The sequence below is a fragment of the Sphingomonas sp. Ant H11 genome, assembly GCF_000797515.1.
Classification (GTDB): Bacteria; Pseudomonadota; Alphaproteobacteria; order Sphingomonadales; family Sphingomonadaceae; genus Sphingomonas.
In genome coordinates this window covers 15911-38732 of sequence record NZ_JSBN01000070.1, presented here as the reverse complement: position 1 = coordinate 38732, position 22822 = coordinate 15911, and the positions used below count along the sequence as shown (strand labels likewise).

The following is a 22822-nucleotide window of genomic DNA, read 5'->3' as shown; positions in this document are numbered from 1 at the left end:
CTGGGCCCCTTCCCTCTCCCGCTGGGAGAGGGATTTTTGCTCGTCAAAGGCGGGCATGGCGAAGGGGACGAGATCGTCGATCGGTTGATCGGCCCCCAAGGCGAGGTCGCGTCCTGGTCTGCCACGCGAATCGAAACCCGCAGCACGCACGGTACCGGCTGCACGCTCGCCTCGGCGATCGCGACCTTGCTGGCACAGGGGCAGTCGCTAACCGCAGCGATTGCTGGCGCGCGGCACTTTGTTCGGCTTGCCTTGCACGATGCCCCCGGCCTTGGCGGCGGACATGGGCCAATGGGGCATCAGGCGGTGCGGCTCGATATCGGGCCGGAGCGGCGGCTCAACCAGATCACGCTCGGTCTGTCCGATTATGCTGCCTCGTGCGATTTCTACCGCACGCTCGGCCTTACCCAGATCGTTGCCACCGACGATGCGCATTATGCGCGGTTCGAGGCACCGGGCGGCGCGACGCTGTCGATCGAGCAAGGCGCGGAACCGACAGTGTTTTTCGAATGCGCCGATCTCGACGCCGAAGTCGCGCGCTTGCAGACGGCGGGGGTGGTGTTCGACCAGCCGCCGACCGACCAGCCCTGGGGCTGGCGCGAGGCGCGGTTGCGCGATCCCGCAGGCAATGCGGTCTGCCTCTATCAAGCTGGCGAAAACCGCCGCTATCCGCCATGGCGCTTGCGCGATGCCTAGCCTGAAACACGAGAAACTGTGCCTTGCGCCTGTCGCCGGGGTGGACGAGGCCGGGCGCGGGCCGCTGGCTGGGCCGGTGGTTGCCGCCGCGGTGATCCTGCCGGCCAAGGGTATCCCACGCGGTATCGATGATTCGAAGAAGCTGGCCCATGCCGACCGCGCGCGGCTGCATGACCGGTTGCGTGCCTGCGCGATCGTCGGGATCGGGATTGTCGAGGCCGAGGAGATCGACACGCTCAACATCTATTGGGCGACGATGAAGGCGATGACGCTGGCGGTGGAGGCGCTTGGCTGCGCGCCGGGGCATGTGTTGGTCGATGGCAACCGCTTGCCCAAATGGGGCTTTGCCGCGACCCCGATCGTCAAGGGCGATTCGATCAGCCTGTCGATCGCTGCCGCCTCGATCATCGCCAAGCATACCCGCGACACAATCATGCTCGCGCATGCCGAGGCGCATCCGCAGTATGGCTGGCACAGCAACAAGGGCTATGGCGCGCCCGACCATTTGCGCGCGCTGCGCGAGCATGGCCCGTGTCCGCTCCACCGCCGCAGCTTCGCGCCGGTCGCGGAGGCCTATCGCGCGCGGGAAACGCTGCTGGTGTGATTCGGGTCGGAATTCGTTCCGGGGCCATCTTTTTTTATCGCAAGTGAGTCCTCGCGGCGACACCCCAGCGGTTGGGCCTGTGGATAACTCCGGACTCAACATCTGCCCTGCTTCCCGAAATGTTCCGCCTTGTTAACGATTTGGCAGAGGTTTTCGTTAACCAATGTTCGCTTGACGGGAGTCCCCACATTCGCAGGGATGCGCGCGACAGCGAATAAAGGCGGGCATGATGGGCGTTTTGGAAAAGATCAGGGTCGGGACGAAGCTCGACACGGTGCCGCGCGTGCCGATGGCCGAATTGCCGCTCGACCAGATCCTGCAGGGGGATTGCATCGCCGCGATGCGCGCGTTGCCGGCCAAATCGGTCGACCTGATCTTCGCCGATCCACCCTATAATCTGCAGCTCGGCGGCGACCTGTCGCGGCCCGATGGCAGCCATGTCGATGCGGTGACCGACGAATGGGACAAGTTCGATTCGCTCAGCGCCTATGACAAGTTCACGCGCGAATGGCTGGTCGAGGCGAAGCGGATCCTGAAAGACAATGGCGCGATCTGGGTGATCGGCAGCTATCACAATATCTTCAAGGTCGGTGCCGCGATCCAGGATCTGGGCTATTGGATCCTCAACGACATCGTGTGGCGCAAGGCCAACCCGATGCCCAATTTCAAGGGCACGCGCTTCACCAACGCCCATGAAACGCTGATCTGGGCGTCGATGGGCGAGAAGGCCAAATACACCTTCAACTATCGCAGCATGAAGACGCTGAACGACGAATTGCAGATGCGCAGCGACTGGGAATTTCCGGTGTGCGGCGGGCAGGAGCGGCTGAAGAAGGACGGGGTCAAGGTCCATCCGACGCAGAAGCCCGAGGCACTGATCTATCGCATTCTGCTTGCCTGCACCAAGCCGGGCGATGTCGTGCTCGACCCGTTCTTCGGCACCGGCACGACCGGCGCGGTCGCCAAGCGGCTCGGACGGCGCTGGATCGGGATCGAGCGCGAGGACGACTATATCGCCGCCGCGCGCGAACGCATCGCTGCGGCGCTGCCGCTGGATGAATCCTCGCTCAAGACGATGCAAAGCCCGAAGGCCGCGCCCAAGGTGGCGTTCGGCGTGCTGGTCGAAAATGGGTATCTGACGGCGGGTCATGTGCTGTGCGATGCCAAGCGCCGCCACCGCGCGCTGGTGCGCGCCGATGGCAGTTTGGAAAGCGTGTGCGGCGCGGTCGGGTCGATCCACAAATTGGGCTCGACGCTGCAGAACGCGCCCGCCTGCAACGGCTGGACCTTCTGGCATTATGAAACGCCCGAGGGGCTGAAGCCGATCGACGTGCTGCGCCAGACCTATCTGCTGGCGACCCAGCCTTAGCCGCACACCGTCATGCCGGACTTGTTCCGGCATCCACGGTGCCGCAAAGAACATCGCGCGGGGATGGCACCACGGTGGACCCCGGAACAAGTCGGGGTGACGTACTATGACCCTCCACCTCCGCCCGATCCAGTTTGTCGATACCCCGGTGGATCGCGACGGCGCGGTCGCGCGGCTGGCGGGCGGGATGCTGTGGTTCTCCGCTTATGAGGTAATTGAGGACGGGCGGCGGCGCACCGTGCCGGTGGCCGAGCTTGGCCCGCTGCTGCGCGACGAGCGTGCTGCCTCGCTCCACGCCGCGATCACCGCGCCGCGCGCGCCTTTGGTGCTGGGCGAGCGGACGTTGCGCTTCGATCAGCCGATGGTTGCGGGCATCCTCAATGTGACGCCCGACAGTTTTTCGGATGGCGGCGCAGTTCATGACGATCCGGCCGCCGCCGCCAGTGCGGGCGTGGCGATGGTGGAGGCGGGCGCGGCGCTGATCGACGTCGGCGGCGAATCGACCCGGCCCGGGGCCGCGACGGTGTGGGAAGGCGATGAGATCGCGCGTGTCGTGCCGGTGATCGAACGCCTCGCGCGCAGCGGAACGCTCGTTTCGATCGATACGCGCAAGGCGGGCGTGATGGAAGCGGCGCTGGGCGCGGGCGCGGCGATCGTCAACGATGTCGCCGCGTTATTGTGGGATGATCGCGCGCTGGAGGTGGTGGCGAAGGCCGGATGCCCGGTCGTGCTGATGCATTCGCCCGATCCGGCCAAGGGCGCCATGGCAGTGTCGGCTATCGGGACGTGCTGCTCGAGGTGTTCGACTGGCTCGAGGCGCGGATTGCGGCGGTGGTCGCGGGTGGGGTGGACCGCTCCCGGATCCTCGTTGACCCCGGCATTGGCTTTGGCAAATCGCTGTCGGACAATCTCGCGCTGATCAATGGCCTTGCGCTGTTGCACGGCCTTGGCTGTCCGATCCTGCTGGGTGCCAGCCGCAAACGCCTGATTGGCGCGCTGTCCAATGAAGCGCCCGCGCGCGAGCGCCTGGGCGGATCGATCGCGCTGGCGATGGCGGGGGTGGCGGCGGGCGCGCAGCTGCTGCGGGTGCATGATGTCGCGGAGACGGCGCAGGCAGTGCGCGTCTGGCGTGGCTTGCGCGATCGGGCACTGGTCGGACGCTAGCGGCACGGCTAACCCAGCCGTCAGGTTGGAGGGAAGACGCCCATGATTATCGATTCCGGCCCGCGCCTGCGCCAGATTTTCGCCGAGGTGTGGCGACCGCTGCTCGTGCTGTTCGTCTGGGATGTGGTGGTGACGGGGGGCTATTATTTGCTCCCGTTCCACGCGCCGTCGCTGCCGTTGACGCTGTTCGGGTCGGCGCTGGCGCTGTTTCTCGGCTTTCGCAGCACCTCGGCCTATCAGCGCTGGTGGGAGGGGCGCGTGCTGTGGGGCGCGATGATCAACGCCTCGCGCAGCCTTGCCCGAACGGTGCGGAGTTATCTGCCCGACGCCGAAGGGCGGGATCTGCAGCGCGCGATCATCCTGCGTCATGTGACTTATGTGAACGTCCTGCGCTGTCAGTTGCGGCGGCAGGACCCCAGGCCCGAGGTAGAGCGCTTCCTGTCCCCGGACGAAGCCAAGCCCTCGCTCGCGCGCACCAACACCGCCAATGGCATCCTCGACGGCACCGGCCGCCGGATCGACCATGCGCGCGTGCTCGGCTGGATCGACACGGTGCAACAAGCGGCGATCGAGCGGATCCTGGTCGATATCACCAACGCGCAAGGCGGGATGGAGCGGTTGAAGAACACGCCTTTGCCCAATCAGTACCGCTTCTTCCCCGAGCTGTTCACCCGGCTGTTCTGCGTGCTGCTGCCGATCGGGCTGGTCGAGACGCTGGAATTTGCCACGCCGATCGGTTCGACCGTGGCGGGGGCGATGTTCCTCGCGGTGCTGCGCATTGGCGACGATCTGGTCGATCCCTTCGCCAATACCGTGCACGACGTGCCGCTGAGCGCGATGTGCCGCACGATCGAGATCGACTTGCTGCAAGCGCTGGGCGATCCAGCCCCCGAACCGATGCGTCCCGTCAAAGGGATCCTCTGGTAGGAAAAGGGCGGTAGTCGCCTACCGCCCCACCACAATCAGCAGCCGTTCTTGCGATTCTGTGCCGCGTCATGCTTCTTGTCGAGATGCTTGCCGAGCAGGGCACCGCCAACGCCGCCCGCCAGCGTGCCGAGCACGCCGCCGCCGAGCACATTGCCCGCGACCGCGCCGCCAACGCCACCGGCGATTGCTCCGGTGGTGCCGCTGCTGCGTTTGCAGCGATAATAACGGCCGTCCTCGCCGCGATAGGTCCGCTGATCGTCGCGACGATCATAGCGACGGTCGTCACGATCCTGCGCGACGGCCATGGTCGGCATGGCCGCCGGGACCAGCGAGAGCGCGGCCAGCGCCGCGAAAACGGATTTCTTCGACATGGGTAATCTCCTCGACGCTGTAACACACAGCGCTGCGGATATTTCCGCATCGGCCCTGAATTTGCGGTGAAGCGATCGTACAGGCGCGGTTAGGCTGCGGCGTTGTCGATCCCCAATTCGCCAAGCTTGCGGTACAGCGTCGAGCGGCCGATGCCGAGCCGTCGCGCCACTTCGGTCATGCGCCCGCGATAATGGCCGATCGCAAGGCGGATGACATCGGCCTCGATTTCCTCGAGCGCGCGCAAATTGCCATCGGCATGGAACAGCGTGACGCCGCCGCTGGTCGCCATCGGCACCGGGGTCGGCGTGGTGTGGCGCTGCCCGCCAAGCGCCGCGATCTGCGGGAAGTCCGCGCGGGTCAGCGCCGATCCGTCGCACAGCACGGCGGCGCGAAACAAGGCGTTCTGGAGCTGGCGCACGTTGCCGGGCCAGTCATACCGTCCCAGCAAGGCGAGCGCATCGTCGGTGATGCCAAGCTGGCGCAACCCCGGCTGTTGCGCGATCCGCGCGAGCAGATGGCGGGCGAGCGCCGGAATATCGCCGGTGCGTTCGCGCAAAGGCGGGATCGTCACCTGCACGACGTTGAGGCGGTAATAGAGGTCTTCGCGGAAGCGCCCGGCCTCGACTTCCTCGATCAAGCGCTTGTTGGTGGCGGCGATGACGCGAACATCGACTTCGCGGACGTGGCGTGCGCCGATCGGCTGGATCTCGCCCGATTGCAGCACGCGCAGCAATTTGACCTGCGCATCGAGCGGCATTTCACCGATTTCGTCGAGGAACAGCGTCCCGCCATCGGCGAGTTGGAAGCGGCCGATCTTGCGCTCGAACGCGCCGGTAAACGCGCCCTTTTCATGGCCGAACAGCTCGGATTCGACGAGGTTGGGCGGCAAGGCACCGCAATTGACCGCGACCATCGGCTTCTTGTTGCGCGGCGACGCGGCATGGATCGCCTCGGCGACGACTTCCTTGCCGACGCCGCTCTCGCCCTCCAGCAGCACCGGCACGCGCGCCCGCGCCGCTTTGGCAGCGATGGCGAGCGCGGCCCGGAAATCCGGCGCGGAACCGACGATCTCGTCAAACGCCAGCAGCGCCGGGATCTTTTTCGGTCAATGGTCGCAATTCACCCGCCGCCTTGCCCGCGACCGCCGCGTCGAGCGCGCCAAGCAGCCGTTCGGGCGCGAGCGGTTTCACCAGAAAATCGGTGGCACCGCTGCGCATTGCGGCGACGGCCTGTGCGACCGAGCCATTGGCGGTGAGCAGCAACAACGGCAGATCGGGGCGGCGGGCGCGGATTTCGTCGATCAGCGCGCTCGGATCGGCCTCGGGAGCCCATTGGTCGAGCAACACGGCATCAAGCTGCATCCCGTCCGGCGTGCCCAGCATTGCGATCGCCATTTCGCCGTCGGCCGCGAACACCGCGCGCCAGCCACGCCGCGCCGCGATCGCCGCGACGAGGCGGCGCTGCGCGGGTTCGTCGTCGATCAACATCAGCAGGCGCTGTCCGTTGCGCGTCATGCTTTACCCCAATGCGTGCCAAATCCAGCCGCCAGCCATAGCGACAAGGTATGAAAGCGGGCTTAAACGCCCCGTCATGGGACGGGTGGGACAAAGTCGCACGATGGCACGCGCGCCTGTAACAAATGTAAGGGGGGTTGAGGGGCCAGGCTGTGCGGGCTAAGCACGGGTCCGAAGCGGGGGTAACCCCGGATCTTCGAGGGGAGAAACGATGGCTGCCGATAGCGAGCTGCAAGTTCACCGCGCGACCTATGAAAAGGTCATTGCTGTCCTGAAATATGGTGCGATCGCGTGCTTCATCATCGCGTTCGTGGTGGTGTGGCTGATCTCGGGCAAATAAGCGTGAAGATCGCTGTCCTGCGTGAAACCGCCGAGGGCGAGCGCCGCGTTGCCGCCACTCCGGAAACCGTCAAAAAATTCATCGCGCTCGGCGCGAGCGTCGCGGTCGAAAGTGGCGCGGGGCTGACCGCCTCGATCGCCGATGCCGATTATGCCGCAGCGGGCGCAAGCGTTGCCGACCGCGCGGCCACGCTGGCGGGGGCCGAAATCGTGCTGGGCGTGCAGGGGCCTGCCGCCGATACGCTGAGCGGTGTCGCTCCGGGCGCATGGCTGGTCGCCGCGCTCAACCCCTTTGCGGACCGCGCGCGGATCGATGGCTATGCCGCAGCGGGCCTCGAAGCGCTGGCGATGGAATTCATGCCGCGCATCACCCGCGCGCAATCGATGGATATCCTGTCGTCGCAGTCGAATCTCGCAGGCTACAAAGCGGTGCTCGATGCAGCCGGCGTCTATGGCCGCGCCTTTCCGATGATGATGACGGCGGCGGGCACCGTTTCTGCCGCGCGCGTGTTCGTGATGGGCGTGGGTGTTGCCGGATTGCAGGCGATCGCCACCGCACGGCGCCTGGGCGCGCAGGTCTCTGCGACCGATGTGCGCTCGGCCACCAAGGAGCAGATCCTGTCGCTTGGGGCCAAGCCCGTTTTCGTTGAAAGCGTCGCGGGGATCGAGGGCGAAGGCTCGGGCGGTTATGCCGGTGAGATGAGCCCCGAATATCAGGCGGCGCAGGCCGAATTGGTGTCGTCGCACATCGCCAAGCAGGACATTGTCATCACGACCGCGCTGATCCCGGGGCGCCCCGCGCCACGGCTGATTTCGGCGGCGCAGGTGGCGAGCATGCGGCCGGGGTCGGTGATCGTCGATCTCGCGGTCGAAAGCGGCGGCAATGTCGAAGGCGCGGTGGCGGGCGAGACCGTGGTGGTGAACGGCGTGTCGATCGTCGGCCACCGCAACGTCGCGTCGCGGCTGGCGGCGGATGCCTCGGCCTTGTTCTCGCGCAATTTGTTCAATTTCCTCAGCGCCTTCTGGGACAAGGAGGCGGGCAAGCCCGTGCTCGATGCCGAGATCGGCGATGCGATCCGGCTGACGCAGGGCGGCAAGATCGTCAACGCGCGGTTGTTGGGGTGAACGGGCTGACGCCCTCCGATCCTCCCCGGAACGGGGGAGGGGGACCGTGCGCATTCAGCGAACGGTGGAGGGGGCGTGCCGCGCGTGGTCCGCCCGGAAGTGGCCATTGCCAGAAAATTGCGGCGTGACCTTAGCCTGCCGGAGGCGTTGCTATGGCAGCGGTTGCGGGGGCAGCAAACGGGGCTGAAGTTTCGGCGGCAGCATCCGGTTGGGCCGTATGTCGTGGATTTTTACTGCCCGGCGGTGACGACCGTCGTCGAGATCGACGGCGAAGCGCATAATCGCGCCGGTCGGCCGGATCGCGATGCGGCGCGCGATGCGTTTCTTCGGGAAAATGGCCTTCGCGTCGTGCATGTTTCGGCACAGCGCGTGCTTGCGGATCCTGACGCCGCTGCGGATGCGATCGTTGCGTTTGTGGCACGCCCCCTCCACCATTTGCCGGAAGTGGCAAATGGTCCCCCTCCCCCGTGCCGGGGAGGATTAAGGACAGCATATGGACTTTATCTCGATCCTTTCGATCTTCGTGATGGCCTGTTTCGTCGGCTATTATGTCGTGTGGTCGGTCACCCCCGCCCTACACACGCCCTTGATGGCGGTGACCAATGCGATTTCCTCGGTCATTATCGTTGGGGCGCTGATCGCCGCGGCGGCGGCCGGGATCGGTGAGGGCGGGGCGACGTCGAAATGGCTCGGGCTGCTCGCGGTGGTGCTGGCGAGCGTCAACATCTTCGGTGGCTTTGCCGTCACCGCGCGGATGCTGGCCATGTACAAGAAGAAGGTGCCGAGCGCGGCCGCCAAACATTGATTTCGTCACCCCGCTTTATGCCGGGGTCCACTCATCCACTGACGCCGGGGCTGATGGCGCGGTGGACCCCGGCACAAGGCCGGGGTGACGGTAAGGGGTTGAAGGCAAGTGGAACAGATAACGGTCAATCCCTGGGCATCGCTCGCTTACCTCGTCGCGGGGGTGTGCTTCATCCTCGCGCTGCGCGGGCTGTCCAGCCCGGCGACGAGCCAGCGCGGCAACCGCATGGGCATCATCGGCATGACCATTGCGGTGGTGACGACGCTGGTGACGCATGTGCCTTTCAAAGATTATCAAGACTTCGGTCAATTGGGCTTCATCGCGCACGTTGACGGCCTGACATTGATCGAAATCCTCGCAGCAATCGGCATCGGCGCGGCGATCGGCATCACCACGGCGCGCAAGATCGCGATGACCGACATGCCGCAGCTTGTCGCCGCCTTCCACTCGCTGGTCGGCCTGGCAGCGGTGCTGGTGGCATGCGCGGCGTTCCTCAATCCGGGCGCGTTCGGCATTGCCGTGGATGGCCTGATCTTCCCGCAAAGCCGCATCGAAATGGGCCTCGGCGTCGCGATCGGCGCGATCACTTTCTCCGGCTCGGTCATCGCCTTCCTGAAACTCAACGGCAATATGGGCGGCGCGCCGATCCTGTTGCCGGGGCGGCATGTGATCAACCTCGGCGTGCTCGCCGCGATCCTGGGGCTGGTCGGCTATTTCACCATCGACCAGAGCGCGTGGGTATTCTGGACGATCACCGTGCTCAGCTTCGCAATCGGCTTCCTGCTGATCGTGCCGATCGGCGGGGCGGACATGCCGGTCGTGGTGTCGATGCTCAACTCCTATTCGGGCTGGGCGGCGGCGGCGATGGGCTTCACGCTGCACAACACCGCGATGATCATCACCGGCGCGCTGGTCGGATCGTCGGGCGCGATCCTCAGCTACATCATGTGCAAGGCGATGAACCGCAGCTTCCTCAGCGTGATCGCGGGCGGCTTTGGCGGCGAAACCGCGACGGCGGGCGGCGCGCCCAAGGAACAGCGGCCGTGGAAGCGCGGATCGGCCGAGGACGCCGCCTTCCTGCTCGAACAGGCCGAACAGGTCATCATCGTGCCGGGTTACGGCATGGCGGTCAGCCAGGCGCAGCATGCGTTGCGCGAAATGGGCGACAAATTGAAGGCGCATGGCGTGCGCGTGAAATATGCGATCCATCCCGTGGCCGGGCGTATGCCGGGCCACATGAACGTGCTGCTGGCCGAAGCAAACGTGCCCTATGACGATGTGTTCGAGCTGGAGGACATTAACAGCGAATTCGCGCAGACCGATGTCGCCTTCGTGATCGGCGCGAACGACGTGACCAATCCGGCAGCCAAGACCGACAAGACCTCGCCGATCTACGGCATGCCCGTGCTCGACGTGGGCAAGGCCAAGACGGTGTTGTTCATCAAGCGCTCGATGGGAGGGGTCGGCTATGCCGGCGTCGACAATGACGTGTTCTACATGGACAACACCATGATGCTGCTGGGCGACGCCAAGAAGATGGTCGAAGAGATCGTCAAATCGCTGGACTAAGGCAGCATCCTTCCGCCAAGCTTTTGATCTGAAACGCGAACGGGGGTTTGGGCGATGGTGACGGTTGGCGATATTATCGGCGGTGGCTTTCGCTTGATCCGGGAGCGGATCGGTGCGGTGGCGGTTTGGGCTGGTCTGTATCTGGTGATGAACGTTGCTGTGGTTTTGGCGCTCCGGCCGATCATGGCCGGGACGCTGGCGGCGCAGGCAGCAGGCGCTGCCCCTGATCCCGCGCTGATGATGGCGGGGATGAGCCAGATGTTCGGCCTGTACCTGCTGCTGATGATCGGCCTGCTGGTGCTGTACACAGCCGCGTTGCGCGCCGCTGTCCGCCCGGCGGAAAGCGGCTTTGCCTATCTGCGTCTCGGCATGGACGAAGTGCGTATGGTGCTGGTGGCGCTGGTGCTCTCGGTCGGCTTCTTCCTGCTGTACGTGCTGCTGGCGCTGGTGATTGGCGTGATCGGCGGTGTGGTGGCGGTTGCGGCGCGCGCAGCGGCGGTGCCGGTGTTCGTCCTTCTTGGTTTGATCGTGTTTGCGGTGCTGATCTTCTTCTATGTGCGCTTCTCGCTCGCCTTCGCGCTGACGATGCAGCGCGGCAAGATCATGATCGGCGAATCGTGGAACCTGACCAAGGGACGGTTCTGGACGCTGTTCGGGGCCTATTTCGTGGTCGGGCTGATCGTGACCGTGGTCTCGGTGGTGGTGCTTGCTATTACCCAGGGCAGCTACATTGCGGAGATGGCACAGGGCGGCTTCCGCCCCGAGGCGGTGCAGGCCGCACAGCGGCACCAGATGGAGCAGCAATTCGGGGCGATTACCGTCCTGACCATATTGGGCTGGGTGCTCGGTGCGGTGCTGATGACGCTCTGGATCACGCTGGCGGCGGGTGTTGCGGGCGCGGCGGCGACCGGATTGCGCGAGGATGACTTTGCCGACATCGCTGCCGTCTACGAATGAGCGCTGAGGCTTTGCTCCGTTACGGAGCAAAGTTACGCAAATACGCAGCTTTGGCCGGGCTTTTCCCCCGAAATGGGTCGGCTTTCGCTGTTCCGCTGTGCGGGTAATACGTAATTTGCGTACTTAGCCGCGGCGCTAGCCCGGCGTAGCGGAGCGGCAGCGATGGGCGACGATGGACGAGCGACCGGGGGAACGTTCCCAACCAGCGCGGATTGGCACCGGACCCCGGATATTCTGGCGATCGTAGAAGAGCGGCACCGCGCGGCTGTGGAGGAGGTGTTCGACGCCGTTCGCGGCGGGAGCCGGGCGTGGACCGACTGGCGCGGTGCCACCGAGCGCCTCAATCAGCCGGGATCGGCGGGAATTGTCGTGGCGGACGCCCGCGGAGTGGGCGAGGCGGAGCTTGCGGTGGTCCTGCCCTTGCTCGACGCGTTCGCCCGGGGCGGGGGCCAACGGGTCATCATCGTGCTCGATTTCGAGCAGATCGACAGCATTTCGGCGGCGCTCGCGGCCCCCCGGGATCGAGCTGTTATGCGCGCCGACGATGGCCGAATATGTCGCTGCCGTGATCGTCGCGGGCGGCGGCGCTGGCGGGGTCCGCGATAGTGGCCGTGAGGCTGAAGCCGAGCGATTGCGGCAATTGCACGAGCAGGTCGCGCGAATCGCCGAGACGCTGGCGCGGTTGGCGGGGGATGTAGCCGATCCGACGTTGAGCGAGTCCGGACGCGAGTCCGCGCGGGAGGCGGGCTATGTCGGCGAGCATGGCATGCGCTATCGCGGCCCGGCTCCAAGCGCGGCAGCCGCACCCGATATCACCGCGCGCGAGATTCGCGATGCGATTCGCGCGCGGCGCTTGCGCGACCAGCATTTTGCGGGCGGCCTGTTCGAGGACCCGGCATGGGACATGCTGCTCGATCTCTTCGCCGCCGAGCTGGAGCGGTCGCAGGTCTCGGTCTCCAGCCTCTGCATCGCCGCCGCCGTTGCGCCGACCACCGCGTTGCGCTGGATCGCCAAACTCACCGATGCCGGGCTGTTCGAGCGTCAGCCCGACCCCTTCGATCGCCGCCGCGCCTATATGGCGCTGTCCGCCCGCGCGAGTACGGCGATGCGCGCTTATGTCGGGGCGGTGCAACGGATCGGCGCTGCCATTGCGTAATCATAAGGCGGCGTGGGTGCGGAGGCTTGCAGTGTCGGCCGGGTGATGGCACAGGGCGCTTCTTCGTTCCCGCAAGCGGGTTCGCGGGCGATTAGCTCAGTTGGTAGAGCGTCTCGTTTACACCGAGAATGTCGGCGGTTCGAGCCCGTCATCGCCCACCATCTTACCCTTTCAAGAGATGCCACGGGGTCTCACCCCCTTGCAGAATCCTCGGAATTCTGGGATTCATTGGTTCCACCGCTTCCGATGTACTCCCCTTGAAGCGCAATTGGGCTGGGGGCATTTCGGGGGCACTGACCGACGAGGAGGGGGCATCGTGTCACTCACCGATCTGCAGGTGCGAAAAGCTGCACCACGCGAGAAAGATTATAAGCTGGCCGACTCCGGTGGCCTCTACCTGTATGTGACCCGAACAGGCTTCAAATCCTGGCGATTGAAATATCGCTTTGCCGACAAGGAGAAGCGGCTCGTCTTCGGCCCATACCCTGAAGTGTCGCTTTCGAAAGCCCGTGCAGAACGTGATCGAGCGCGCGCCTTGCTGCGCGAACATCGCGACCCTGCTCTGGAAGATCGCAAGCGAAAGATGGCCGCTCACGCGGCGGCGGGCGCAACATTTGAGCGTGTGGCGACCCAATGGCACGACGATCAGCGGGCGCGTTGGTCACCCGTCCAGGCAAAGAAAGTTATCCAAGCATTCAAGCGCGATGTATTTCCTGCCATTGGAGCGCTGCCCCTAATCGATATCGACGGTCCAACCGTGCTCGCCATGCTTCGGAAGGTTGAAGCTCGCGGCGCGATCGACTCGGCAAAAAGAATTCGGCAGCACGTTTCTGCTGTTTTTTGCTATGGGATGGCCGAGAGTCTCGTCGATATTGATCCGGCTGCGACGATCGGTCGGGCGCTGAAACCGATCGGCAAAAAAGGAAAGCAGCCTGCGTTACGAACCATCGAGGATGCTCGGCAACTTCTTGCAGATATGGAGCAGTCCACTTCGAGTCCTTTAACCAAGATTGCGTCGCGCTTGCTTGCGCTGACCGCCGTTCGCCCAGGGGTCGTCCGCGCCGCGAAGTGGGTAGAATTCGAAGGGATAGGCTGGGACGAGCCCACTTCCCCGGCAATCGATGCCGTCTGGAGGATCCCGCCTGACCGGATGAAGCTGGAATTACAGGACAAGGAAGAGGACGCGCTTGAGCATCTAGTTCCGCTACCGCCTCAGGTCGTGGAGCTTTTACGCGCGCTGCGACCCCTGACGGGCAGGATCGATTTTCTCTTTCCGAGCATCAGATCCACGCGAATGCCGATGTCGGAAAATGCGATCGGTTATATGTATTTCCGCAATGGCTACAGCGGTCGGCATGTTCCGCATGGATGGCGAGCGACGTTTTCTACGATCATGAATGAGCGCGCGATCACTTTGAAGCGCCCGGATGACCGTGCCATAATTGATGCGATGCTCGCGCACAGACCGAAAGGGTTATCCGCCTCGGAGATGGCCTATAATCGCGCACTTTATATGCCGCGCAGGCGTGAGTTGGCGATCGAATGGGCGGAGCTATTGATCCAAGGGCTGCTGCCCGTAGAGCAACTCGTCGCCGGGCAGGTGCGGCTGTAGCGTCTTGTCGATTTCCTTGCACATCCGGCGACCATCGTGCCGACACCCCTCCGGCTATGATCGATGTGGCTTGCGTCGTGCCGATTGTTCCAGCAACGCGTTCACTCGGATGACGATACGGGCCGTGCAGTTTCGAAGGCAAGCGACAGGCACCCATGCCCAACGCAATGATTTTGTCCGCTTGAAGCCCCGTGCAACGTCTCGATCAGGCTTTATCCTCGACGCTGTAAAACATCGGATTGTGCAGCCAATCGGAAATCGCCGATTCGCGCCATCCCACGCAGCGAGCGGCGATGCGGACCTGAGGGGGAAAGGTCCCTTGGTCGACCTTGCGATACAGGGTGGAGCGGCTGAGGCCGGTGCGGTCGAGCACGGTATTGAGGCGGAGAATGCGGTCGGGGGCATCGGTGGTCATGGCATGATCCTCGTTCGCGTGTGATCCAATGGCGATCAGGATTGAGATGGCGTGGGCGCTGGAGCAAGGGGGGCGGGGCCGAGATGTACCGGGCTGCACCAGACCGGCCCGAACAGCCCCCATAAAGTCAGGGAGCAATAGGGCTTGTGCCGTCCCGCGCGGCGTGCGGTCGAGCTCTATGGCGCTGTGCGCCACCGAGTCGCCTTTGGCGTCTCGGCCCCGGGGGGGTGACGATCTCTGACGAAGGATCGCTCGCGTGCGATCGATCCGGCGGTCATCGCGCTTTGGGCGCGATGGCGTTTGCGCCTCCGGCGTCGATCTGGCGGGGGAGCGTCGCTGTCCCTTAGGCCCGTCGCGGCAGGCCGCAACCTGAGCTGCGCTCAGGCCTTCCACTGCGTTGCAGCCCGTTGGGTGCAGCCTGCCTGTGCCGACGGGCCTGCCGGTCCGCTCCTGCCGCTCCCCCGCCATTCCGGCGCCGGGTGCGGTGTTTTGAAGGAGTGAGAACCATGGAACTCAAACATATCGACATCGCCCATCTGTCCGTGTCGCCTGTGAACATGCGGGCCAAGGGCAAGACCCTGGACATCGCCAACATTCTGCCGTCAGTGCGGGCGCGCGGCGTGCTCGTGCCGCTGATCGTGCGGGCAAAATCCTGTCCTGAGCTTGCCGAAGGAGGAAGCCCAGGCAGCTACGAGATCGTGGCGGGCAAGCGGCGCTATCATGCGGCGCTGGCGGTCGCGTCCGAGGGTGGCGAGATCGAACCGCTGCCGTGCGCGGTCATGGAGGCGGGGGACGATGCGGCAGCGCTCGAAGCCTCGCTGATCGAGAACATCGCTCGGCTGGACCCGGACGAAGTGACGCGGTGGGAGAGCTTCACCCGGCTGGTCCGCGAAGGGCGGACCCCGGAGGATATCGCGCTCACCTTCGGGCTGACCGAGCTGCAAGTGAAGCGGACGCTGGCACTCGGCAATTTGCTCCCGCGTATCCGTTCGCTCTATCGGCTGGGGCGGATCGATGCGGCCACCGTTCGGCATCTGACCCTCGCATCGAAGGCGCGGCAGCGCGACTGGCTGGCATTGCTCGACGACGAGACCGCCTATTGCCCGAGCGGGCAGGCATTGAAGGGGTGGCTGTTCGGCGGCGCGTCGATCCCGGTGAGCGCCGCGCTGTTCGATGTTGCGGACTATACGGGCGAGATCGTGTCCGATCTGTTCGGCGACGAGCGCTACTTTGCCGATGCATCGGCGTTCTGGACCGCGCAGACCGCTGCCATTGAGGCCAAGGCCGAGGCGTATCGCGAAGCGGGATGGTCCGACGTGATCGTGATGCCGACCGGCGAAGCGTTCCACAGCTGGGAGCATGAGCGCACCCCCAAGCGCAAGGGCGGCAAGGTGTTCATCGCGGTGAGCAGTCGCGGCGATGTGGCGATCCACGAGGGCTATGTGACGCTCAAGGAAGCGCGGAAACGGGGGCAGGCCGACCCCGTCGAGAAGCCGGTCCGTCCCGAGATCAGCGTGCCGATCCAGAACTATGTCGATCTGCACCGGCATGCGGCGGTGAGGGCGGGACTTGCCGACCAGCCCTCGGTCGCGCTGCGGCTCATGGTGGCACATGTCATCGTCGGCTCGCCGCTTTGGAACGTCCGCGCCGAGGCGCAGCGTACCGCCAGCGATGTGATTGCGGAGAGCGTCGAGGGATGCGCATCGGAAGCCATCTTCGACGAGAAGCGGCGCGCAGTGCTGGCGCTGCTCGGGTTCGATCCCGAGGCGCCGACAGTCATCGGCGGCGATGACGGCGAGCATGGGCTGGCAGGGCTGTTCGTCCGCTTGCTACAACTTCCCGACCCGGCGCTGTTCGACGTGGTCGCCATCGTCATGGGCGAGACTTTGGAAGCAGGGAGCGCGCTGATCGAGGTGCTCGGGCCGATGCTCGGCACCGACATGGCGAAGGTCTGGCAGCCCGATGACGCCTTGCTCGACCTGATCCGCGACCGCGAAGTGCTCGGGGCGGTGCTGTCCGACGTGGCGGGCGAGAGCGTCGCAGCCGCGAACGAAGCCGCGACGGGCAAGGTCAAGCGCCAGATCGTCCGCGACTGCCTGACCGGCGAGAACGGACGCGCCAAGGTGGCGGGCTGGGTTCCGCGCTGGATGACATTTCCGCCAAGCGCTTACACCGAACGTGGCGGTGTCGCGACCGTCGCTCGCGCCGGGAAGGTGGCGAGCCTCGCCGTCACGCCCGAGCCGCTGCCGCTTCGGCAGGCAGCGTGATCCCGATGCTGGCGGCCGCAAGGCCGCCAGCTCCCCAGCCCTTGTGGGAGATGTCCCATGACCGAGCATCCCGACCCCAAACGACTGAAACGGCTCGCACAGGCGATCCGCAAATTGCCCCGGTGCCAGCGCGAAATCTTCTGCGCGATCCGCTTCGACGATCTCGGCTATGAGGAGATCGCACAGCGAACCGGCCTCACCGTTGCCGAAGTCGAACGCCTGTTCGCCGAAGCGCTGCTGAACTTGATACGGCGTCTCGATGGGAAGGCCAAATGCTGGTGGCGCTTCTGGTGAAAGACTGGCCTCGCGGGGCAAGGCCCCGCGAGGCTTCGCTTTGCGCGATTGCTCGGATAGGATCACCCGACATGCGTACCGACCTCGACCATCTTCCCCGGGCCAAGCAGCGCGAGCTGGAGCGTATCGTCCAAATCCTGTTCGAGGAGTTCGGCGACGCGGTCGCCATTGCGACCTCGGACTGGAAGAAGCAGGCGCGCGTCCTCAAGGTCATCCTCTACGGCTCCCATGCGCGGGGCGGTTGGGTGGACGAGCCGCACACCGCCAAGGGCTATCAATCGGACTTCGATCTGCTGATCATCGTCAACCACGACAAGCTCACCGACCGCGTCGAGTTCTGGTCCACCGCCGAGGACCGGCTCAATCGCGAGCTCGCGGTCACCAGGACGCTGCGCACCCCGGTCAATTTCATCGTCCACACCCTGCAGGAGGTGAACGACGGGCTGGCGCACGGGCGCTATTTCTTCATGGACATCGCTCGCGACGGCATCGCGCTCTACCAGAGCGACGACAGTGAACTGCACCAGCCCAAGCCGAAGACGCCGCACGCGGCATTGGATATGGCGAGGGAGTATTTCGAGGAGTGGATACCCAGTGCAGCTAGTTTTCTAAAAGGTTATCGCTTCTACATGCAGGAAGGAGACTGGAAAAAGGCAGCCTTCCTGTTGCACCAAGCAACGGAAAGCCTTCTGCATTGCGTCCTTCTCGTGGTGGAATTCTACACCCCTCACGTTCACAATCTGGGATTCCTACGCGCACAGGCCGAACGGCTTGATATTCGTCTCGTGCACGTCTGGCCTAATGACAACCGCAAGCAGCGCGGCATGTTCGAAAAACTCAAGGAAGCCTATGTGAAGGCGCGCTATTCGAAGCACTACCGGATCAGCGAGGAAGAGCTGGTCTGGCTCGGCGAGCACGTCGAGGAACTGGGCCGCGTCGTGCATGTCATCTGCGCCGAGCGAATTGCCCAGTTGGAAGCGACCGCACGCGACGCTGGCTGAGCGCCTTCCAACAGCCGGTTTCATCGCTCGCGCTGACCGGCTATTCGCGACGAATGGGCAAGGGCGTTTTCATTCATCGATCGGATTCGATCTACGACGACAGCCCGGCCGAGCGATATCAGTTTCCGCCGCAATATCTCAGCCGCGTGAGCGCCTGTGTCGGCGACTGGATCATCTATTATGAGCCAAGCAAAATCCACGGCACGCGCGGCTATTTTGCCACCGCGAAGGTTGCCCAGGTCGTACCCGATCCAACGGCGCCGGATATGTATCTGGCGCTGATCGAGCCGGGGACCTATCTGGATTTTATTAACCCCGTGCCGTTCAACGGTCCGCTCGGTCTGGCGGAACGCGGTGTGCTCAACGACGCGGGAAAAGTCTCCGGTCGGGCACAGTCGGCCGTTCGGCCGCTCTCGATTACCGATTTCAATCGCATCGTCGATCTTGGCACCGCGGAGAGGGACGACTTTCTGCCGCGTGTCGATGACGAAACCGACAATGTAGTTCACGAGGAACGCACGCCGTTCCTGCACGAAGTCGCGCGGGACCGGGTCGCTTACCTCGGTTCCCGGCTGGTGCGGGACCGGCTGTTCCGCCGCCGCGTCGTCACCGCCTATGACGCGCGCTGTGCCATCACCGGGCTGAAACTCATCAATGGCGGTGGCAGGGCCGAAGTCGAAGCCGCCCATATCCGGCCGGTGGAGCGCGGCGGCCCCGACATCGTCAACAACGGCTTGGCCTTGTCAGGAACGGTCCATTGGATGTTCGACCGCGGCCTCATCAGCCTGACCGACGAGCTGGAAATCGTGATCAGTCGCCAAGCGAACGATGCCGAGGGGATTCGCTCGCTCGTCAATCGCACCGGCTTGGCCACGCCTCCCGCGAGATCGGCGGACCGGCCGCATCCGAGCTTCCTTGCCTGGCACCGCGAACACTGTTTCAAGCACTGACCCAGGAGGCTTGCTCACCAACCCTTCAACGTGGCGCAAAAGGGCGTGCCGCTTCGACTGTTTCGTCGCCGGCAAATGCTCGCCTTCCTCGTCGCCGCCACAGCGCCAATTGCCCGCATCTGTCGTCGCTCCGCAGCTTCGCGGCCGCCTCCAGCAACAGACCGAAGATCACGGCACGGTCATCCTCGGTCAGCTCGACCAGTTCCGCCTTCGCAACAAGACCGCCAAGCTCGATCAGATGGCGCGTTCGTTCGCGGCGCTTCACTTGCCAATCGCGCGTGTCATGCCGCGCGCGGGCCAGCAGGATTCGGTTTCGCGCTGCCGTCGCTCGCCGCATCGCCGCTCGCACCGCGACCAGCGCCACGCGCAGCCCCGCGCGCCGTCCGCTGAAAGAACGCAGCGCCGCTCTTGCGCCACGCCTCCTTTGTCGAGGTGTCGCTGGATTGAGCCGCGGCGAGCAATGCGCCGGCGAGCTGCTCGACCGGCAGCGCATCGGCACCGGCGGCTAGGACCAACTCGCCGAGCTGGACCAGCTTGCGGTCGCGCAGCAGCTTGGCCTTGTCGCTGAGCGCCTTTAGTTCGGCATCGAAGTCGCGAGGTTTGCGCATCGGATCATCCTCAATTGCTTGGTGAGGACGGACCAGATATCGCTCTGTTCGATCAGTCGCAATGCGCTGAAATCTCTTGGGATCACCCAGTCCCGAGATAGATGAAATCTTTCGAGGGCGCGCTTATACGTCGTGCCGACGTGCTCGATTGGTAGTAGATGGGCGATCGCTATGGCGATTTACCATTTCTCGGCCAAGATCATCAGCCGCGCCAACGGCTCGTCGGCGCTGGCCGCTGCCGCCTATCGCTCGGCGTCAAGGCTCCACGACCAGCGGCTTGATCGCCATCATGATTTCTCGAATAAGGCGGGCGTCGTTCACTCCGAAGTGATGCTGCCCGACGGCGCGCCCGAGCACCTCGGTGACCGGGAAAAGCTGTGGAACGAAGTCGAAGCCGCCGAGAAGCGGATCGACGCGCAGATCGCCCGCGAGATCGAGTTCGCGATCCCGCGCGAGCTATCGAGGGAGGACGGCATCGCGCTCGCGCGCGAATTCGTCCGCACGGAGTTTGTCGATCGCGGCATGATCGCCGATCTCAATCTGCATTGGGATATCGGCGCGGATGGGATGGCGAAGCCGCACGCGCATGTCATGCTGACGATGCGCAATGTCGGCGCGGACGGGTTCGGCCCGAAGAACCGCGACTGGAACCGCACCGACCTATTGGAAAAGTGGCGCGAGCGCTGGGCAGGCCATGTCAACGCGAGGCTCGCCCAACTCGATATCGATGCGCGCGTCGATCACCGGTCGCTCGAAGCCCAAGGCATCGAGCTGGAGCCTCAGCACAAGATCGGCCCCGCCGCCGCGCGGATGGCGGGGCAGGGTCTGGCCTCCGAACGGCTCGAAGAACACCATGCCATCGCGCGGACCAATGGCGAGAAACTGCTCGCCAACCCCGCAATCGCGCTCGACGCGATCACGCGCACCCAGGCAACCTTTACCCGCCGCGATCTGGCGATGTTCGTGCATCGCCATAGTGAAGGCAAGGAGCAGTTCGACCAGGTGATGGCGGCGGTACGCGCGGCGCCGGACCTTGTCGCGCTCGGCAAGGACGGACGCGGCGACGAGCGCTTCACCAGCCGCGACATGCTCGACACCGAAGCGCGATTGGAACGCGCGACGATCCGGCTCGAAGCCAGCCGCCGCCACGGCATGACCGAGCAACATCGCAAGCTCGCACTGGTGCGTGCCGAGATGCGCGGGCTGGAGCTGTCGACCGAGCAGCGCAGTGCGTTCGATCATGTGACCAAGCCGCAAGCGATCGGCGTGGTGCTGGGCTATGCCGGCACCGGCAAGTCGGCGATGCTCGGCGTCGCGCGCGAGGCATGGGAGAGCGCCGGCTATCAGGTGCAGGGGCTCGCGCTGTCGGGCATTGCGGCTGAAAATCTGGAGAGCGGATCGGGGATCGCGTCGCGCACGATCGCCAGCATCGAACATCAATGGGGGCAGGAGCGCGACCTGCTGACCGACAAATCCATTCTCGTCATCGACGAGGCCGGGATGATCGGCACCCGGCAGATGGAGCGGGTGATCGCCGAAGCCGAAAAGCGCGGCGCGAAAGTCGTGCTGGTCGGCGACCCCGAACAGCTTCAGGCGATCGAAGCAGGCGCCGCGTTCCGATCGATTGCGGAACGCCATGGCAGCATCGAGATCACCGACATCCGTCGGCAGAAGGTCGAGTGGCAGCGGCACGCCACGCGCCAGCTCGCCACCGAGCGCACCGGCGAAGCGCTCGCTGCCTATCGCGACCATGGTGCGATTCACGCCGCGGACACGCGCGACGAGGCGCGTGGGCGTCTGATCGAGCGCTGGGACCGCGAACGGACCCTGCAGCCCGATGCGCGCCGGATCATCCTCACCCACACCAACGACGAAGTGGCAGCGCTCAACCAGGCCGCGCGCGAACGGCTGCGTAGTCACGGGGAGCTTGGCGACGACGCCACCTTGCAGGTGGAGAAGGGCGAACGGCAGTTCGCGGCCGGCGACCGGGTGATGTTCGGTCGCAACGAGCGCAGCCTTGGCGTGAAGAACGGATCGCTCGGGCGGATCGAGAGCGTCAGCGCCACGCGCATGGCGGTGCTGCTCGACAATGGTCGCGCGGTGGCGTTCGACCTGAAGGACTATGCCGCGCTCGATCATGGCTATGCCGCCACCGTCCACAAGAGCCAGGGGGTAACGGTCGACCACGTCCATGTGCTGGCGACGCCGGGGCTCGATCGCCATGCCGCCTATGTCGCGTTGTCGCGCCACCGCGAAAGTGTCGAACTGCATTACGGGCACGACGATTTTGCCGATCACGGCAAGCTGGCGGCGACGCTGTCGCGCGAGCGCGCCAAGGACATGGCGTCGGACTATGCACCTGCCTTTGCGGCGCGGCGCCAGATCGTGCTGCCGACGCCAGCGCGGGAGCAGCAGCCTGCGCCGAAGCGCGACATGTTCGCTGGCCTGAAACTCCGGCTACCGCCCGATCTGGCCGCGCCCGCGCCGGTGCGGGCGCCTGACCCGGCCGCCGTGCTGCCAGCAGCGGTGGAGCGTCACGGCCGCATCGTCCGTGCGATGAGGTTCGCGCAGAGCGTTGGCGACCCCTATACCGACGAACAGAGGACCGAACTCGTCGCCAGCCGGAGGTCGCTCGACAGCATTCGCCCGCACGCTGTCGACGATCTCGAAAGCGCGATGGCAAACGACAATCGGCTGATCGAGGAGTCCGCGCACGGCCGAACCACCGCCACAATCCGCGCGATGCAGCTGGAGGCGGAAATGCGTGAGAGCCCGACGCTGCGTGCCGATGTGTTCGTCCAGCGCTGGCAGGGGCTGGAGCGCCAGCGTCAGGCGCTTCGACGCAACCACGAGGACAGCAAGATCCGGGTGGTCGAGACCAAGATGATCGGCATGGCGAAAAGCCTGGAGCGTGATCCGCAGGTCGAATCGATCCTGCGCAATCGCCGAGCGCAGATCGGACTGCCCGAAGCGGATGGGCGCAGCATCGGCCAGAGCCTTGCCGACATGATCGGACGGGGGCGGAGCAGGGGAATCGGCATTGGGATGTGAGTGGCCGTTCCGCAACGTGCGTCTCTT

The 22822-nt window shown here is 64.9% G+C and carries 21 protein-coding genes, 1 tRNA gene and 3 pseudogenes; 20 read left to right on the top strand and 5 right to left on the bottom strand.

Going from position 1 to position 22822, the window contains the following annotated elements; translation table 11 throughout:
- The 5 genes and pseudogenes from NW75_RS14145 to NW75_RS14125 all read left to right on the top strand — a co-directional run.
- Positions 1 to 696, top strand: a 696-nt coding sequence (locus tag NW75_RS14145) for a bifunctional hydroxymethylpyrimidine kinase/phosphomethylpyrimidine kinase (RefSeq protein WP_197057826.1), incomplete at its 5' end; no start/stop codon positions are given.
- A complete protein-coding gene (locus NW75_RS14140) occupies positions 689 to 1300 on the top strand; it encodes a ribonuclease HII (RefSeq protein ID WP_033965841.1) in 612 nt (203 codons plus the stop codon). The genes NW75_RS14145 and NW75_RS14140, both read left to right, overlap by 8 nt.
- 229 nt (positions 1301 to 1529) lie before the next feature.
- Complete coding sequence (locus NW75_RS14135) at positions 1530 to 2669, top strand: site-specific DNA-methyltransferase (RefSeq protein WP_033965847.1); 1140 nt, start codon at positions 1530 to 1532, stop codon at positions 2667 to 2669.
- Positions 2670 to 2775: 106 nt separating this feature from the next.
- Positions 2776 to 3833, top strand: a pseudogene (folP, locus tag NW75_RS14130) (dihydropteroate synthase).
- Between the two features lie 42 nt (positions 3834 to 3875).
- Positions 3876 to 4760: a bestrophin family protein gene (locus NW75_RS14125; RefSeq protein WP_033965840.1), complete on the top strand. Its 885-nt coding sequence runs from the start codon at positions 3876 to 3878 to the stop codon at positions 4758 to 4760.
- A gap of 35 nt (positions 4761 to 4795) precedes the next feature.
- Here NW75_RS14125 and NW75_RS14120 read toward each other — a convergent pair whose 3' ends face one another.
- Positions 4796 to 5131, bottom strand: coding sequence for a hypothetical protein (locus tag NW75_RS14120; protein ID WP_033965839.1), 336 nt, complete (start codon positions 5129 to 5131; stop codon positions 4796 to 4798).
- Between the two features lie 89 nt (positions 5132 to 5220).
- Positions 5221 to 6646 (bottom strand): annotated as a pseudogene (locus NW75_RS14115) (sigma-54-dependent transcriptional regulator).
- Positions 6647 to 6857: 211 nt separating this feature from the next.
- Between NW75_RS14115 and NW75_RS24515 the strand changes: the two are divergent.
- The 10 genes and pseudogenes from NW75_RS24515 (at position 6858) to NW75_RS14070 (ending at position 14209) form a co-directional block, all read left to right on the top strand.
- The gene (locus NW75_RS24515) at positions 6858 to 6986 is read left to right on the top strand and encodes an aa3-type cytochrome c oxidase subunit IV (protein ID WP_086010570.1); all 129 of its coding nucleotides are present in this window, start codon (positions 6858 to 6860) and stop codon (positions 6984 to 6986) included.
- Positions 6987 to 6988: 2 nt separating this feature from the next.
- Positions 6989 to 8110 (top strand): NAD(P) transhydrogenase subunit alpha, encoded by a 1122-nt coding sequence (locus NW75_RS14110; protein ID WP_033965838.1) that lies wholly within the window; start codon positions 6989 to 6991, stop codon positions 8108 to 8110.
- 75 nt (positions 8111 to 8185) lie between these two features.
- Positions 8186 to 8464: pseudogene (locus tag NW75_RS23870) on the top strand (endonuclease domain-containing protein); the annotation flags it as partial.
- Positions 8465 to 8603: 139 nt separating this feature from the next.
- Positions 8604 to 8915, top strand: a complete 312-nt coding sequence (locus NW75_RS14100) for an NAD(P) transhydrogenase subunit alpha (RefSeq protein ID WP_033965836.1) — start codon at positions 8604 to 8606, stop codon at positions 8913 to 8915.
- A 108-nt stretch (positions 8916 to 9023) separates the two neighbouring features.
- The gene (locus NW75_RS14095; protein WP_033965834.1) at positions 9024 to 10484 is read left to right on the top strand and encodes an NAD(P)(+) transhydrogenase (Re/Si-specific) subunit beta; all 1461 of its coding nucleotides are present in this window, start codon (positions 9024 to 9026) and stop codon (positions 10482 to 10484) included.
- A 57-nt stretch (positions 10485 to 10541) separates the two neighbouring features.
- Positions 10542 to 11441 (top strand): hypothetical protein, encoded by a 900-nt coding sequence (locus tag NW75_RS14090; protein ID WP_197057824.1) that lies wholly within the window; start codon positions 10542 to 10544, stop codon positions 11439 to 11441.
- 162 nt (positions 11442 to 11603) lie between these two features.
- On the top strand, positions 11604 to 12047 hold the full coding sequence (locus NW75_RS26645) for a hypothetical protein (protein WP_033965831.1): 444 nt from the start codon (positions 11604 to 11606) through the stop codon (positions 12045 to 12047).
- The gene (locus NW75_RS26640) at positions 11986 to 12597 is read left to right on the top strand and encodes a hypothetical protein (RefSeq protein WP_052192422.1); all 612 of its coding nucleotides are present in this window, start codon (positions 11986 to 11988) and stop codon (positions 12595 to 12597) included. Before NW75_RS26645 ends, NW75_RS26640 begins: the two co-directional genes overlap by 62 nt.
- Before the next feature lie 85 nt (positions 12598 to 12682).
- Positions 12683 to 12758: transfer RNA gene (locus NW75_RS14075), tRNA-Val, on the top strand.
- A gap of 155 nt (positions 12759 to 12913) precedes the next feature.
- Positions 12914 to 14209 (top strand): tyrosine-type recombinase/integrase, encoded by a 1296-nt coding sequence (locus NW75_RS14070; RefSeq protein ID WP_033965830.1) that lies wholly within the window; start codon positions 12914 to 12916, stop codon positions 14207 to 14209.
- Between the two features lie 205 nt (positions 14210 to 14414).
- Here NW75_RS14070 and NW75_RS14065 read toward each other — a convergent pair whose 3' ends face one another.
- Positions 14415 to 14624: a helix-turn-helix transcriptional regulator gene (locus tag NW75_RS14065; protein ID WP_033965829.1), complete on the bottom strand. Its 210-nt coding sequence runs from the start codon at positions 14622 to 14624 to the stop codon at positions 14415 to 14417.
- Positions 14625 to 15130: 506 nt separating this feature from the next.
- Between NW75_RS14065 and NW75_RS14060 the strand changes: the two genes are divergently transcribed.
- The 4 genes from NW75_RS14060 to NW75_RS14045 all read left to right on the top strand — a co-directional run bounded on the left by NW75_RS14060 (position 15131) and on the right by NW75_RS14045 (position 19136).
- Entirely contained in the window at positions 15131 to 16891 is a 1761-nt protein-coding gene (locus NW75_RS14060) for a ParB/RepB/Spo0J family partition protein (protein ID WP_033965828.1), read from the top strand.
- A 57-nt stretch (positions 16892 to 16948) separates the two neighbouring features.
- Complete coding sequence (locus NW75_RS14055) at positions 16949 to 17185, top strand: RNA polymerase sigma factor (protein ID WP_033965827.1); 237 nt, start codon at positions 16949 to 16951, stop codon at positions 17183 to 17185.
- 71 nt (positions 17186 to 17256) lie between these two features.
- On the top strand, positions 17257 to 18186 hold the full coding sequence (locus NW75_RS14050; protein ID WP_033965826.1) for a nucleotidyltransferase and HEPN domain-containing protein: 930 nt from the start codon (positions 17257 to 17259) through the stop codon (positions 18184 to 18186).
- Positions 18187 to 18239: 53 nt separating this feature from the next.
- On the top strand, positions 18240 to 19136 hold the full coding sequence (locus NW75_RS14045; protein ID WP_033965825.1) for an HNH endonuclease: 897 nt from the start codon (positions 18240 to 18242) through the stop codon (positions 19134 to 19136).
- 25 nt (positions 19137 to 19161) lie between these two features.
- On the opposite strand, the gene NW75_RS14040 is transcribed toward NW75_RS14045, so the two are convergent.
- Both NW75_RS14040 and NW75_RS14035 read right to left on the bottom strand, forming a co-directional pair.
- Entirely contained in the window at positions 19162 to 19401 is a 240-nt protein-coding gene (locus NW75_RS14040; protein WP_033965824.1) for a conjugal transfer protein TraD, read from the bottom strand.
- A gap of 16 nt (positions 19402 to 19417) precedes the next feature.
- Positions 19418 to 19744: a conjugal transfer protein TraD gene (locus NW75_RS14035; protein ID WP_033965823.1), complete on the bottom strand. Its 327-nt coding sequence runs from the start codon at positions 19742 to 19744 to the stop codon at positions 19418 to 19420.
- A 171-nt stretch (positions 19745 to 19915) separates the two neighbouring features.
- Here NW75_RS14035 and traA point away from each other — a divergent pair, with 171 nt between their 5' ends.
- Positions 19916 to 22795 (top strand): Ti-type conjugative transfer relaxase TraA, encoded by a 2880-nt coding sequence (gene traA, locus NW75_RS14030; RefSeq protein WP_033965821.1) that lies wholly within the window; start codon positions 19916 to 19918, stop codon positions 22793 to 22795.
- The last annotated feature ends 27 nt before the right edge of the window (positions 22796 to 22822 follow it).